Origin of the sequence: Mesorhizobium sp. M0800 (assembly GCF_040320095.1) — a bacterium.
Classification (GTDB): domain Bacteria; phylum Pseudomonadota; class Alphaproteobacteria; order Rhizobiales; family Rhizobiaceae; genus Mesorhizobium.
Window position 1 is genome coordinate 17,993 of the sequence record NZ_JAMYOZ010000017.1, and the last position, 12,311, is coordinate 30,303.

At 62.6% G+C, this 12,311-nt stretch carries 15 protein-coding genes; 8 read left to right on the forward strand and 7 right to left on the reverse strand.

Features of this window, described 5'->3' with window-relative positions:
* The first annotated feature begins 82 nt into the window (after nucleotides 1–82).
* Nucleotides 83–931: a serine O-acetyltransferase gene (gene cysE / locus NKI18_RS19740; protein WP_352620833.1), complete on the forward strand. Its 849-nt coding sequence runs from the start codon at nucleotides 83–85 to the stop codon at nucleotides 929–931.
* Between the two features lie 236 nt (nucleotides 932–1,167).
* Nucleotides 1,168–1,371, forward strand: coding sequence for a DUF3126 family protein (locus NKI18_RS19745; protein ID WP_023674799.1), 204 nt, complete (start codon nucleotides 1,168–1,170; stop codon nucleotides 1,369–1,371).
* A 264-nt stretch (nucleotides 1,372–1,635) separates the two neighbouring features.
* Here NKI18_RS19745 and NKI18_RS19750 read toward each other — a convergent pair whose 3' ends face one another.
* On the reverse strand, nucleotides 1,636–2,367 hold the full coding sequence (locus NKI18_RS19750; RefSeq protein WP_352620835.1) for a hypothetical protein: 732 nt from the start codon (nucleotides 2,365–2,367) through the stop codon (nucleotides 1,636–1,638).
* Nucleotides 2,368–2,486: 119 nt separating this feature from the next.
* Here NKI18_RS19750 and NKI18_RS19755 point away from each other — a divergent pair, with 119 nt between their 5' ends.
* Nucleotides 2,487–2,831 (forward strand): DUF6949 family protein, encoded by a 345-nt coding sequence (locus tag NKI18_RS19755; RefSeq protein ID WP_352620837.1) that lies wholly within the window; start codon nucleotides 2,487–2,489, stop codon nucleotides 2,829–2,831.
* An 18-nt stretch (nucleotides 2,832–2,849) separates the two neighbouring features.
* The gene (locus NKI18_RS19760) at nucleotides 2,850–3,377 is read left to right on the forward strand and encodes a gamma carbonic anhydrase family protein (RefSeq protein ID WP_352620839.1); all 528 of its coding nucleotides are present in this window, start codon (nucleotides 2,850–2,852) and stop codon (nucleotides 3,375–3,377) included.
* Between the two features lie 57 nt (nucleotides 3,378–3,434).
* Here NKI18_RS19760 and NKI18_RS19765 read toward each other — a convergent pair whose 3' ends face one another.
* A complete protein-coding gene (locus NKI18_RS19765) occupies nucleotides 3,435–4,181 on the reverse strand; it encodes an SDR family oxidoreductase (RefSeq protein ID WP_352620841.1) in 747 nt (248 codons plus the stop codon).
* A 30-nt stretch (nucleotides 4,182–4,211) separates the two neighbouring features.
* Nucleotides 4,212–5,399: an MFS transporter gene (locus tag NKI18_RS19770; protein ID WP_352620843.1), complete on the reverse strand. Its 1,188-nt coding sequence runs from the start codon at nucleotides 5,397–5,399 to the stop codon at nucleotides 4,212–4,214.
* Nucleotides 5,400–5,495: 96 nt separating this feature from the next.
* On the opposite strand from NKI18_RS19770, the gene NKI18_RS19775 reads away from it, so the two are divergent.
* On the forward strand, nucleotides 5,496–6,440 hold the full coding sequence (locus NKI18_RS19775; RefSeq protein ID WP_352620845.1) for a LysR family transcriptional regulator: 945 nt from the start codon (nucleotides 5,496–5,498) through the stop codon (nucleotides 6,438–6,440).
* A 253-nt stretch (nucleotides 6,441–6,693) separates the two neighbouring features.
* On the opposite strand, the gene NKI18_RS19780 is transcribed toward NKI18_RS19775, so the two are convergent.
* From NKI18_RS19780 to NKI18_RS19795, 4 genes are all read right to left on the reverse strand, one after another.
* Nucleotides 6,694–7,293 (reverse strand): transglutaminase-like cysteine peptidase, encoded by a 600-nt coding sequence (locus tag NKI18_RS19780; protein ID WP_198023528.1) that lies wholly within the window; start codon nucleotides 7,291–7,293, stop codon nucleotides 6,694–6,696.
* 260 nt (nucleotides 7,294–7,553) lie between these two features.
* Complete coding sequence (locus tag NKI18_RS19785) at nucleotides 7,554–8,171, reverse strand: PilZ domain-containing protein (protein WP_352620847.1); 618 nt, start codon at nucleotides 8,169–8,171, stop codon at nucleotides 7,554–7,556.
* Nucleotides 8,172–8,288: 117 nt separating this feature from the next.
* Nucleotides 8,289–8,927 (reverse strand): PAS domain-containing protein, encoded by a 639-nt coding sequence (locus NKI18_RS19790; RefSeq protein ID WP_352620849.1) that lies wholly within the window; start codon nucleotides 8,925–8,927, stop codon nucleotides 8,289–8,291.
* Complete coding sequence (locus NKI18_RS19795) at nucleotides 8,924–9,202, reverse strand: hypothetical protein (RefSeq protein WP_352620851.1); 279 nt, start codon at nucleotides 9,200–9,202, stop codon at nucleotides 8,924–8,926. The genes NKI18_RS19790 and NKI18_RS19795 overlap by 4 nt, the downstream gene beginning before the upstream one ends.
* 116 nt (nucleotides 9,203–9,318) lie before the next feature.
* Between NKI18_RS19795 and NKI18_RS19800 the strand changes: the two genes are divergently transcribed.
* The 3 genes from NKI18_RS19800 to gatB all read left to right on the forward strand — a co-directional run bounded on the left by NKI18_RS19800 (nucleotide 9,319) and on the right by gatB (nucleotide 12,310).
* A complete protein-coding gene (locus tag NKI18_RS19800) occupies nucleotides 9,319–10,086 on the forward strand; it encodes a rhomboid family intramembrane serine protease (RefSeq protein WP_353020300.1) in 768 nt (255 codons plus the stop codon).
* A 100-nt stretch (nucleotides 10,087–10,186) separates the two neighbouring features.
* Nucleotides 10,187–10,618 (forward strand): CBS domain-containing protein, encoded by a 432-nt coding sequence (locus NKI18_RS19805; protein ID WP_352451102.1) that lies wholly within the window; start codon nucleotides 10,187–10,189, stop codon nucleotides 10,616–10,618.
* Between the two features lie 192 nt (nucleotides 10,619–10,810).
* Complete coding sequence (gene gatB / locus NKI18_RS19810; RefSeq protein ID WP_352620855.1) at nucleotides 10,811–12,310, forward strand: Asp-tRNA(Asn)/Glu-tRNA(Gln) amidotransferase subunit GatB; 1,500 nt, start codon at nucleotides 10,811–10,813, stop codon at nucleotides 12,308–12,310.
* Nucleotide 12,311 lies beyond the last annotated feature (1 nt).

Consider the following 12,311-nt stretch of genomic DNA (forward strand, 5'->3'; position numbering starts at 1 on the left):
GCTTATAGGTGCGGCCGGAGAATAGGCAAGCCGCCAACCGAGACATTGGATGGCCGAGACATTGGATGGCCGGAGACATCAGATGAACAGCGTTACGATTTCCCGTCCGACCAGGGTGCAGCCGGTAGATCCGATCTGGCGTTCGATCCGCGACGAAGCGATGGAAGCGGTCAACCGCGATCCGCTGCTGGCGGCGTTCCTCTATTCGACCATCCTCAATCAGGAAAACCTGGAAGAAGCGGTCATTCACCGGCTGGCCGAGCGCCTCGCCCATCAGGACATCGGCTCCGACCTCATCCGCCAGACATTCAAAGCGATGGCGACCGACGACAAGGACTGGTCGACGACGGTGCGCGTCGACATCCAGGCCTATTACGATCGCGATCCGGCCTGCGACCGCTTCATCATGCCGGTGCTCTACTTCAAGGGTTTTCATGCCATCCAGACGCACCGGCTGGCGCATTGGCTGTGGAACCAGGGCCGCCAGGATTTCGCGCTGTATTTGCAGAGCCGGTCGTCCTCGGTGTTCCAGACCGACATCAATCCGGCCGCCCGCATCGGCAAGGGCATCTTCCTCGACCACGCCACCGGCCTCGTCGTCGGCCAGACGGCGGTGATCGAGGACGACGTGTCGATCCTGCACGGCGTGACGCTGGGCGGCACCGGCAAGGCCGGCGGCGACCGCCATCCCAAGATCCGCTACGGCGTGCTGATCGGCGCCGGCGCCAAGATCCTCGGCAACATCGAGATCGGCCATTGCTCGAAGATCGCGGCCGGCTCGGTGGTGCTGTCGCCGGTACCGCACAACAAGACGGTTGCCGGCGTGCCGGCCCGCGTCGTCGGCGAGACCGGCTGCGACCAGCCTTCGCGGCAGATGGACCAGCTGTTGCCATCGCAGACGATGGACCACGTCGTCAGCTTCGACATCTGAGTGCTCGGGCAGGGGCTGAATTCCTGCCCCCCATGCCGGCTTGCCTTTACATGGCCATTGTCGACGTGCCAGAAGCGCGCTCACCAATGCATGTCGCCAAAAGCATGCCCTCGGGCTTGACCCGAAGGTGCCCAGCGGTTTTGGGATTACGACATGCATGAAGCAAGATTTAAAGCGCGTCGCGTCGATCTCTTCAGACGCGACGCACTTTAGCAAGCGACGATCGGAGAAGACTGTTGAAGCCGGACGAAATCAGAAAGCTGGACGCCTATTTCAAGCGCACCTTCCAGAACCCCAAACTCGAAGTGAAGGCGCGGCCGCGCAAGGAAGATTCGGCCGAGGTCTATGTCGGCGACGAGTTCCTCGGCATCGTCTTCAAGGACGAGGACGACGGCGATTATAATTTCTCGATGGCGATCCTCGACATCGATCTGGCCTGAGCTGGGGTTTTAGCTGGCCGCTACGCCTCAAGCGCTGCGGCGGTACGGAACCTTGCAGGACGCCGGCGGGACAGCGCCCTCCTCTGGCCTGCCGGCCATCTCCCCCACGAGGGGGGAGATTGGCAGCCTCGGCGCTGCACTCTTCCTGCAACATTGGAGATTGGCGAAAGCCAAGATGACGGCCGATCTCCCCCTCGTGGGGGAGATGTCCGGCAGGACAGAGAGGGGCGCGAAGGATCGCTACGGAGCGGCTCGTTTCGTTGCTTACCGCCCGGTCTTCAGCCCACGTGCCGCCTCGCCCGAAATCGCCGCGTCGAGCCCCTGCCAGTCGCCAAGGAACTCCCGGGGGAAGCGGTAGGTGAGGCTGAGATTGTCGCCGACCAGGATGTCGCGTTCGCAGGGCGCCAGCGATTCGTCCGCGCTCGGGCCGCTCAGGCAGCGTGCGACGAACGGATCCTTGCCGGGGCGGTTTGCCACCGCCAGCACTTCGTTGAGATAGCCTGATTTTTCGCTGAAGGCGTAAAGCGTGGTGCCGCCAGGGCCGGGCGTACCCGGCTTGGCGATCAGCGCGCTGTAGATCGGCGCGAAGCGGCCGCTCATGTCGCGCGACATCATCTGCGGCTCGAACGACAGGAAGACGATGTCCTTGCTGGGTCCGGTGTGATTGAAGTCGTTGCGGGCAGCCTCGCTGTAGCCGTCCATCTCGGGATAGCGCAGATAGAGGTCGAGCCGCGAGGCGATGCCGTCGCGCCGGGCCTGGGCAAAGCGGATGACATTGGCCGGCACGGCGATGACGTTGTTGCCGATGACGACCTTGTGGACCGTGGTGCCGTCGGTGTACCCGGCCATGGCGATCGAGCGGCCGAACCATTTGCCGCCAAGGCTGATCGCCACCGAAAGCAGCGCCAGCGTCGCGAACGCATAAAACACTCGCTTCATCAGCGTCGAATCGACGACGCTGAGTTGCGGGCCCTCTGTGGCGGCTGCCTGCTTCATCGCGACCCTCGTTTAACGTCCATCGGGTGTGCCTGAGCGGCACATCTCGGCCCGGCACGGCTCTTGCTTCGCAGCTTTTGCAGGCGACTTTGCGATTTCATGGTAAACGGAGGGTAAAGATGGGCCCGGTCGAACAAATCATATTCAGTTTTATGGCTGGGCTGACGGCTTGCGGCCTCGCCGGATCGGCGATGGAGCTGATCGCCGGCCGTAGGCTTGCCTTCGTCCAGCCCTATGTATCGTCGAAGCACATGCTGCGCTCGCTCGCCGCGACGGCTTGCGCCGGGCCGCTGATGTTTGCCAACGAGGCGCTGGACGGCTGGCGCGAGCGTCGCATCTCGGTGCTGGGGCTGATCTCCTGCGGTTGTACGGCGACCATCTGGGCGCTGGCGCTGGGCATGGTGGTGATCGCCATTGCGTCCTGGGCGGCTTCGCTTCTAGGGTCTGGCAGCTTGTCGGTGTGAGACGATCTGGAGACAGCAATGCCGATCTACGCGATTGACGGAAAAGCGCCCGCCTTCGAGGACGCCGACAGCAACTGGATCGCGCCCGATGCCACCCTGATCGGCAATATCAGGATCGGCCGCAATGCCGGCTTCTGGTTCGGCGTCGTCGTCCGCGGCGACGACGAGCCGATCGTCGTCGGCGCCGACACAAACGTGCAGGAGCACACAATCATGCACACCGACGCCGGCTTTCCGCTGACCGTCGGCCAAGGCTGCACGATCGGCCATCGCGCCTTGCTGCATGGCTGCACGATCGGCGACAACAGCCTGATCGGCATGGGCGCCATCGTGCTGAACGGCGCGAAGATCGGCAACAACTCGCTGGTCGGCGCCGGCGCGCTGGTCACCGAAGGCAAGCAATTTCCCGACAATTCGCTGATCGTCGGCTCGCCCGCGCGCGTCGTCAGGATGCTCGACGAGGCCGCAGTCGCCAGGCTGCGCGCCTCGGCCGCGCATTATGTGGCAAACGGCAAGCGGTTTAGGGCTGGGTTGAGGAAGGCATAGCCGACCCGGAAATGGCGGAGCCGGGCCTTAAGATATCGAAGCATAACCCCTTCCAAGTCAAACCGGCTGGGCGGTCGGCCGGAACAAGATCTCGTTGATATCGACGTCGTCGGGCTCGTTGATCGCGAAGGCGACCGTTCGGGCAAACGTATCTGGACCCACGGCGATCTTGCTCACGAAGTCCCTGGTCCCCTGCTGGATATCCTTCTCGCTGATATGCTCGAGCAACTCTGTGCTGACAGCGCCCGGCGAGATCACCGTAGTGCGGATATTGTAGGGTTTCACCTCTTTCCGCAGACCCTCGGATATCGCACGCACCGCGAACTTGGTGGCGCAATAGACCGCCGCACCCGGGTCGACCACATGGCCGTATACGGATGAGACATTGATAATGTGCCCCGATCGCTGCTCCTTCATGTACGGAAGCGCGGCCGCGATGCCGTAAAGGACGCCCTTGATGTTGACGTCGATCATCCGGTCCCATTCGTCGACCTTGAGCCGTTCGAGCGGGGCCAACGGCATGAGGCCCGCATTGTTGAGCATCACGTCGATGCGGCCGAATTCCCGGACCGCCGTGTTCACCAGGTTCTGGACCTGGCCGGCGTCGGTGACGTCCGTAGTAACGGCCTTGGCTTTGTGCCCAGCGGCGGTCAGTTCCTGGACAAGGGCGCCGATGCGGTGTGACCGGCGTGCACCCAGGACCACGGAAGCGCCTCGTGCGGCAAGATGGCGTGCCGTCGCTTCACCGAGGCCACTGCTGGCACCGGTGATGACGACGACCTTGTTCTCGATTCCTCCAGACATGAGATTCTCCTAGACAAGAATTGAAAGAGTTCAGGTGCGGGGGCCGGCCGAGGCGGCGAGCAAGGCCGAGCCCGTAAGCAGGATCGCGGCGAGAAGGAAGGCGCTCCACCAGCCGGCCACGTCGAACAGCAGGCCTCCTGCAATAGCGCCGCCTGCGATCGCGAACTGGATCAGGGCGACCTGGAGTCCGCCCCCGGCCTCCAGGTCTTCAGGGATGAGCGTGGTCATCCAGGTGTTCCACGCCACCGGGATCGGGGTAGCGAACAGTCCCCAAAGAACCAGGAGGCCGGCCGTGGCGCGTGCAAACGGTCCAAAGGTAATCAGCAGTAGAGCGAATACCGCGAGTGCACTCGGCAGCCCGATCAGCACGGCTGTGAGGTGCCGCCGGAGTATGAGGCCGATGATCGACAGTCCCGCCAGGCCACCGAGGCCGACGCCTAACAGAGCCATTGAGAGAGTGTTCACCTCGAGGCCCGTCACGTTTTCCAGAAACGGCCGCAGATAGATCGAGAGCGAGTTCTGCCCGATGAAAGCGAGCCCGGTCGCGCCCATGCCGATGGCGAACCTGCGATTCCGCAGCAGGCCGAACATGCTCGACACCGAGGCGGCCTCCATCGGTGGCATCTTCGGGAGAACGGCCAACTGCCACACGAGCGCCGCAAGGCCGATGGGGACAGTGACGAAAAAGGTTCCCCGCCATCCGATCAGCGATCCGAGGAAGCTGCCGACGGGCGCGGCGATCACCAATGCGAAGGCAGTGCCACCCTGGAGCAAGGCAATGGCCTTGGGCAGGTCGGGTCCCGCGGCCAGGCGGGCCAGAATGGCCGTCGACAGTGACCAGAAACCGCCGATCGCGATGCCCACCAGCGCCCGCCCGGCCAGGAAGACCAGGAAGTTGGGAGCAAGCGCCACCGCCAGGCTCGATGCGGCCAGCACGGCCGTATAGACCAGAACCACCGTCCGTCGATCGACGTTTCGCAACAGCGAGTTGCCGAAGAGGCTGGTAACCACGGCGAAGAATCCGGATACCGCGATTGCCTGGCCTGCCTGACCCTCGGAGACGGCCAGATCCTGAGCGATCGGGGTGAGCAGGCTCACCGGGAGGAACTCCAGTCCGACCAGAAGGAAGGTCAGCAGCGACAGGCAGACCACCGCAGACCATGGGGTCGTCCCGCTGTCAGCAGCAGTGGCCTCGTCCAGCACGAAATCGATGGTCATAAGGCAGTCTCCTGTCCGTTCCCGAACTAAGTAGTCGGGCTGGCCAAATGCGACTAGCGGGTATAATTTTGATGTGGTTGTGAATGAGGCTCATCAATGCCACGCGACGAGTTCGCCGAAATGCGCGCGTTCCTGGAGATCACCCGGACGCGGAGCTTCACCCGAGCAGCCGCCAAGCTCGGGGTCACTCCTTCGGCCCTTAGCCACACCATCAAGTCGCTGGAGTCGCGGCTTGGCGTCCGTCTTCTGTCCCGCACCACGCGCGACGTGGCCCCGACGGCGGCCGGTCAACGCCTCAAGGAAGGCATCGAACCACATTTCGAAGGCATCGCGGCTGAGGTCAGCGCTCTCGGCGTCCTTCGCGACAGGCCGTCCGGCAACATTCGCCTGGTGTGCACCGACGATTCGGTCGACATTGTCTTCCGCGCCCGGCTGCCAAAGTTCCTGAGCGACTTCCCCGATATCAATGTCGAGTTGGTGGTCGACAACGCCTTCACCAACATCGTCGAGCGCCAGTTCGATGCCGGCGTGCGTCTGGGCGAGTCCATTGCCCGGGATATGGTAGCCGTGCGCATCGGAGCCGACGTGACCTACACTGTGGTCGGCTCACCCCATTACTTCGCCCACCGGACACCGCCGGAGACGCCGCAGGAGCTGACCGACCATAACTGCATCAACTACCGGCTGCCGACGTCAGGATCGGTCTATGCCTGGGAATTGCGGGAAGGAGCGCGCGAGTTCAGTGCTCGGGTCGAGGGGCAACTGACGCTTAACAACATGGGGCCGGCGATCCAAGCCGCGCTTGACGGAGTGGGCTTGGCCTATCTGCCGCGCGAACTCGTCCTTCCACACATTGAGAGTGGCCTTCTCCAGGAAGTCCTGACCAAATGGTGCCCGACGTTCCAGGGTTACCACCTGTACTATCCAAGCCGGCGCCATCCCTCTCCGGCGTTTTCCGCCTTTGTCGACGCGTTCCGTATCAGGGGCAAGCAACAGCGTTTCGACGGCAAACGGCAGCTCGTATCCCACAAACGATCGTGAGACAGCTTGGATGACGAAGCGCAGTTGGAGGCAAAGCCGAGATAACTTTATCGAGATGTGTTCCGCCAGAAATGGTGGAGCCGGCCCGGGGACGGGGCCGGCTCCTTAAACCCGGTCGTTGGGGACGGGGAGGGTGGGGACTCGACCGGGTTTCTCCTAAAGCGCGAAGTCATGCGACGCACTTAACCTCTGTTTCTTGCATGTCGTTATCCCAAAACCGCTACGCACTTTTGGGCGACATGCCTTGGCGTCCTCAGCGGACGCTGGCGACCGCGTCGGAGCGGCCGTCGTTGATCGTCACCCAGGCGCCGGAATTCCGCTCGGACTGGCGCTTCAAGTAGGTGTAGCCGGTATTGGTCCAGGACAGCACCTTGGGCTGGAGATTGTCGAGGATGAACTCGCCAAGGCTGGTGCGCACGGTCAGCACCGCATGGCCGTCGCCATTGCGCTGGCGCACCACCGTCATCAGCAGATCGCCGGCCGGCACGCCGATGCTCATCAGTTCGCGGCGCTTTTCCAGCGCATAGTCCTCGCAGTCGCCGAAGCCGCTATTGGGAAAGGACCAGACTTCCTCCTTGCCCCACATTTCCATGTCGGTGCGCGGCGCGACCCTGCTGTTGACCGAATTGTTGACCTTGACGATCGTCGCCCACAGCTTGCGGGTCAGCTCGACGGGTGCCCGGCCAGGCGTCCTCTGATTGCATTCCTGCGGAAGCTGCTGGCACAACTCGTAGTGTCCGACCGGCTGCGTGGTGCGGCCGCCGGTGTGCATGAAGGCCGGCTCCGCCGCGTTTACAGTCCCCCAACCGAAAAGCTGCATCGCTATTGCCGCCAGCAACAGCTTGCCCCTCATCCTGTTCATTATTCAGTCTCCCCGTTTGAGGAGACAATGACACGGCTGGATTTATTTGACGCAAAAGCGCGAAGTAGACATTAAGTAAAACGCCAATAGAATAAACATAAAATTTGAACGCAATTGAATATAGAATTGTTTAAGGATTCCAGCCGGGCATGTTCCCATGCTTCGTCGCGTTCGAACAGCCAGGATGGCGGGACAGAGGGGGGCGCGAAGGATCGCCAGCCTCTCATCCCGATAGTGCTAACGCTTCCGCGTCAGCCGCGCGATGAGCTGAATTCGGTATCGAGCGTTTCCGGCCGCTGGATGACGGCGAACTCGATGGCGACGCCATCTTCGAAATGCCGCACTATCTGGCCGCGCATGGTGCCCAGCATCACCTGGATGCCGATGGCCGGCTTGACGTCGATCTCGATCGCCGCGCCCGACAGCGACAGGTCGATGATGCGGCACTGGTACTGGCGTCCGTCGGCAAGCTGCAGCACGCTCGTCGGGTTGCGCGGCGCCACGCGTTCGTGGCGGCGGTCTTCCGGCAGGTCGAGCTCGTGCTTGTTGGCAAGCCAGGTCAGTTGTGCGGCGAGCTTGTCCCTCTTGCGCTCCGACGCGATGACGGTCATCGCAAAGCCATCCTGCAGCGTGCGGGTGATGACGCCTTCGATGCGGCCGATGTGATCGATATAGGCAATGACCTTTTCGCCCGCCAGGCCCGCGCGCTCGGTGCGCAGCGCAACGTTGCCGGGCGACATGTCGACCACCTGGCAGGGATGTTCGGTGCGGTCTTCCAGCATGAAGCGTCCGTAAATTTTCACGCGGACGCGCTGAAAGTTACGCCTTTCAGCTTGGGACGGCGCATGGTCGACCGCCGCTGACCTCATCACTGCCATACCCCGTTCGGCATTCCGCGCATGGATGCGGGGAATTTCAGCGGAAAACTACAACAAAGCAGGTTAACAAAGGGGAAAGCCCGTCACTGTTGCTTTAAGCTTTGGGCATCATTCCTCGCGTCCGCCGTCGAAGACGACCAGGTGACGGATGCGGCGGGCCTGGCCGAGCGCCGAAATCGTCTCGGGCGGGTCGAATTCCGACGGGGCGAGCGAGGGAACCTCTATCGCCGGACGGTTCCCCGGGAACATCGGCTCCTTGTCGGGATCGACGACACGGATCGAATCGATCAAGGCGTCGAGAACCGGGTCGGCACCCAGCCAGAAGGGCTTTTCGACGGCGCTTATAACACCGAGGCAACGCGGGCTCTCGACACCGCCGTCGAACGGCAGCGCGAGCAGCTCGAACCTGTTGGAACGGCCGCTGCGGCTGAAACCTTCATAGGTGATGAGCACCACCGATTTCAGGTCGAAGACGCCATCGGTCAGCTTCGAAATCAGTCGCTGGTCCTTCTCGCGCCACAGCGAAGGGAATGAAAACCCCTTGAGTTCGCGGCCATAGACCGCGCAGAGCCTGGTGCCGGCCAGCCGGAACACCGCTTCGCCGCGCGTGTCCTTTTCCAGGATGAACGTGTCGGCCAGCAGCGACTTGATGTCGGCGGGTTCGACTTCCGAGCGCTTCGGGGCAGGGCGTCCGTCACGCAACCGGTTCCAATAATGGAACAGCGTGATCGATCCGGTCTGGTTCATGCTAATGCTGCTCCGCGCATTCTGTCTTCTGATGTCCCATCGGTGAACAGAAGGGCGCCCTCCGAAGACCTACATGCGTTGCGGAGCAGGATGCGTGCCAGCATCGTTAATACTTGTTCACGGGTCGGGGCGGTTAAGGTTAACAACTGGTTTACGTTGCGCGCCTGCCAGTCCTGTGGCACACCAAAACCACTCCAGAAGCGGTCGTTTGCGACGATCGGCAGCACTTCAGTCAAGAGTTCAGGGGGAGCAAGGGGGCTCGACCAGCCGTTCAAGGGAAACCTTGGACGGCTTCTTTTTTGATTCGGGGCTGCTGATTCGCCGTTTGTGATTCGGTTGGCCGTGATCTACATGCTCGCGAAGTCCAATCCAGCGACTGAGTGCAAGCCATATGAGCGACCCAGAAAGCCCACCGGAGATCGACCAGGGCGAGAGCGGGCCTGTCGCCCGCGAACCGGAGCGCCGCGAACCGGTGTTCAACCTGCCGCCCGTGGTGCTGGCGGTGATCGGCATCTGCGTCGTCGTCTTTCTGATGCAGCAGTATGTGCTTAGCCAAGACCAGCAGTTGACACTATTGTACGACGGGGCCTTCATTCCTGTTCTCTACACTGGCCAATACGGCTTCGACTGGTTCCTGTTTTCTCGGCCCTTTACATATGCCTTCCTGCATGGCGGCTTTGCCCATCTTGCCATCAACATGGTGTGGCTTGCGGCCTTCGGCTCACCGCTGGCCAACCGCTTCGGCGCGCTGCGCTTCAGCCTGTTCTTCGCCGCGACCGGACTGGCGGCGGTGGCGCTGTTCTGGGCCATGCATCCGCTTGGGGAGGCGCCGCTGGTCGGCGCCTCCGGCGCGATTTCCGGCATGATGGGCGCGGCGGCACGCTACGGCTTCCGCATCGACCGCTCGTCGGGCAAGGCCGCCTTCGCCGGCCAGCCTTTGCCGATGGCGGCGGTGCTGCGCTCGCGCGGCGTCGTCACCTTTCTCGCCATGTGGATGGTGATCAACCTCGCGACCGGCCTCTTCGGCCTGGCGCCTGGCATTGACGGCCAGATCGCCTGGGAAGCCCATATTGGCGGCTTTCTTGCCGGCTTCTTCGGCCTGCGGTTTTTTGATCGGCGAGAGCAGGTGCCCCGGCAGGCGGACGAGCCGGAGACCTGAGACCGCCGCACTTGAAAAGCAACCGATCGCGGCGCACGATGTTCATCCCAGGGAAAGCCGGCCAGGGCAGGAGCCGGCAGGAAATGCAGAGGAGGACGCCATGACTGTTAAGGCAATTCTCGAGGCAAAAGGCCACGGCGTGGTGACGCTCGGGCCGAACGAAAAGCTCAGCGAAGCCATCCGCATGCTTTCCGAACACAGGATCGGCGCGCTGGTCATCACCAACGGCGATCACAAGATCGTCGGCATTCTTTCCGAGCGCGATGTGGTGCGGGTTCTCGCCAAGGAGGGGGCGGCGGCGCTCGACCTTGCCATCCGCTCGGCGATGACGCCCAAGGTGAAGATCTGCAATGAGAACCACACCGTCAACGAGGTCATGGAGATCATGACCAAGGGCCGCTTCCGCCATCTGCCGGTGGAAAAGAACGGGCTGCTCGACGGCATCGTGTCGATCGGCGACGTGGTCAAGCGGCGCATCGAGGATGTCGAGCGCGAGGCCGAGGAGATCAGGGCCTATATTGCCACGGCATAGGTGATGGCGGCCGGGTTGCCGGCCATTGAACTTTTTTCAAGCCGCTATAGCAGTCCATCGCGGCAGGTGCGGGCCTGTGCCGCGTCGGCGGCCTGCGGCTTTGCGCTTGTCTCTTTTGGCGGTTTGCACTAGCGAAGTTGCACATCAAAATATGCGTTCTCGCATATCCGCAATTTCAATATGCAGGCCCTTATGAGCATCATCGATACCCGCACGCCCGACGCCAAGCGCCTGGTTCCCGGCGCCACCGGCGACTGGGAGATCATCATCGGCCTCGAGGTCCACGCGCAGGTGACCTCGCAGGCAAAGCTGTTTTCCGGCGCCTCGACCATTTTCGGCGCCGCGCCCAACGCCAATGTCAGCCTGGTCGACGCGGCGATGCCCGGCATGCTGCCAGTCATCAACGAGGAATGCGTCAAGCAGGCGATCCGCACCGGGCTGGGCCTGAAGGCCGAGATCAACCACAAATCGGTCTTCGACAGGAAAAACTATTTCTATCCCGACCTGCCGCAGGGCTACCAGATCTCGCAGTTCAAGCAGCCGATCGTCGGCGAGGGGAAGGTGATCGTCTCGGTCGGCCCGGACCGGCAGGGCGAATTCGAGGACATCGAGGTCGGCATCGAGCGCCTGCACCTGGAGCAGGACGCCGGCAAGTCGATGCACGACCAGCATGCGACGATGTCCTATGTCGATCTCAACCGCTCCGGTGTGGCGCTGATGGAGATCGTCTCCAAGCCGGATATGCGCTCCGCCGATGAAGCCAAGGCCTATGTCACCAAGCTGCGCACCATCGTGCGCTACCTCGGCACGTGCGACGGCAATATGGACGAAGGCTCGCTGCGCGCCGACGTCAACGTCTCGGTACGCCGGCCCGGCGGTGAATTCGGCACGCGCTGCGAGATCAAGAACGTCAACTCCATCCGTTTCATCGGCCAGGCCATCGACTACGAGGCGCGCCGCCAGATCGCCATCCTGGAGGACGGCGGCAAGATCGACCAGGAAACGCGGCTGTTCGACCCCAACAAGGGCGAAACGCGCTCGATGCGTTCCAAGGAAGAAGCGCACGACTATCGCTATTTCCCCGATCCCGACCTTCTGCCGCTGGAATTCGACCAGGCCTATGTCGACGAACTGGCAAAGGACCTGCCGGAACTTCCCGATGCCAAAAAGGCGCGGCTGACCGCTTCGCTTGGCCTGTCGACCTACGACGCCTCGATCCTGGTATCGGAAAAGGCGGTCGCCGATTATTTCGAGAAGGTGGCGGCCGGGCGCGACGGCAAGCTCGCTGCCAACTGGGTCATCAACGACCTCCTGGGGGCCTTGAACAAGGCCGGCAAGGACATTGAAAACGCTCCTGTTTCACCCGACCAGCTTGGTGCTGTCATCGACCTGATCAAGGAAGGCACCATCTCCGGCAAGATCGCCAAGGATCTGTTCGAGGTCGTCTGGAACGAGGGCGGCGATCCGCGCCAGCTGGTCGAAAGCCGCGGCATGAAGCAGGTCACCGACACCGGCGCCATCGAAAAGGCGGTGGACGAGGTGATCGCGGCCAACCCGGACAAGGTCGAACAGGCGCGCGCCAAGCCGACCATGGCCGGCTGGTTCGTCGGCCAGGTGATGAAGGCGACCGGCGGCAAGGCCAATCCGCAGGCGGTCAACGAGCTGGTCAAGGCCAGGCTCGGGATCGAGTAGG

Excerpts from the sequence above, each read along its gene's own strand:
- NKI18_RS19755 (WP_352620837.1), top strand. The coding sequence starts at position 2,487 with ATGGGCCCGGTCGAACAAATCATATTCAGTTTTATGGCTGGGCTGACG.
- NKI18_RS19785 (WP_352620847.1), bottom strand. The coding sequence starts at position 8,171 with ATGAGGTCAGCGGCGGTCGACCATGCGCCGTCCCAAGCTGAAAGGCGT.
- NKI18_RS19790 (WP_352620849.1), bottom strand. The coding sequence starts at position 8,927 with ATGAACCAGACCGGATCGATCACGCTGTTCCATTATTGGAACCGGTTG.
- NKI18_RS19800 (WP_353020300.1), top strand. The coding sequence starts at position 9,319 with ATGAGCGACCCAGAAAGCCCACCGGAGATCGACCAGGGCGAGAGCGGG.
- NKI18_RS19805 (WP_352451102.1), top strand. The coding sequence starts at position 10,187 with ATGACTGTTAAGGCAATTCTCGAGGCAAAAGGCCACGGCGTGGTGACG.
- gatB (WP_352620855.1), top strand. The coding sequence starts at position 10,811 with ATGAGCATCATCGATACCCGCACGCCCGACGCCAAGCGCCTGGTTCCC.
- cysE (WP_352620833.1), top strand. The coding sequence starts at position 83 with ATGAACAGCGTTACGATTTCCCGTCCGACCAGGGTGCAGCCGGTAGAT.
- NKI18_RS19750 (WP_352620835.1), bottom strand. The coding sequence starts at position 2,367 with ATGAAGCAGGCAGCCGCCACAGAGGGCCCGCAACTCAGCGTCGTCGAT.
- NKI18_RS19780 (WP_198023528.1), bottom strand. The coding sequence starts at position 7,293 with ATGAGGGGCAAGCTGTTGCTGGCGGCAATAGCGATGCAGCTTTTCGGT.
- NKI18_RS19760 (WP_352620839.1), top strand. The coding sequence starts at position 2,850 with ATGCCGATCTACGCGATTGACGGAAAAGCGCCCGCCTTCGAGGACGCC.
- NKI18_RS19770 (WP_352620843.1), bottom strand. The coding sequence starts at position 5,399 with ATGACCATCGATTTCGTGCTGGACGAGGCCACTGCTGCTGACAGCGGG.
- NKI18_RS19775 (WP_352620845.1), top strand. The coding sequence starts at position 5,496 with ATGCCACGCGACGAGTTCGCCGAAATGCGCGCGTTCCTGGAGATCACC.
- NKI18_RS19765 (WP_352620841.1), bottom strand. The coding sequence starts at position 4,181 with ATGTCTGGAGGAATCGAGAACAAGGTCGTCGTCATCACCGGTGCCAGC.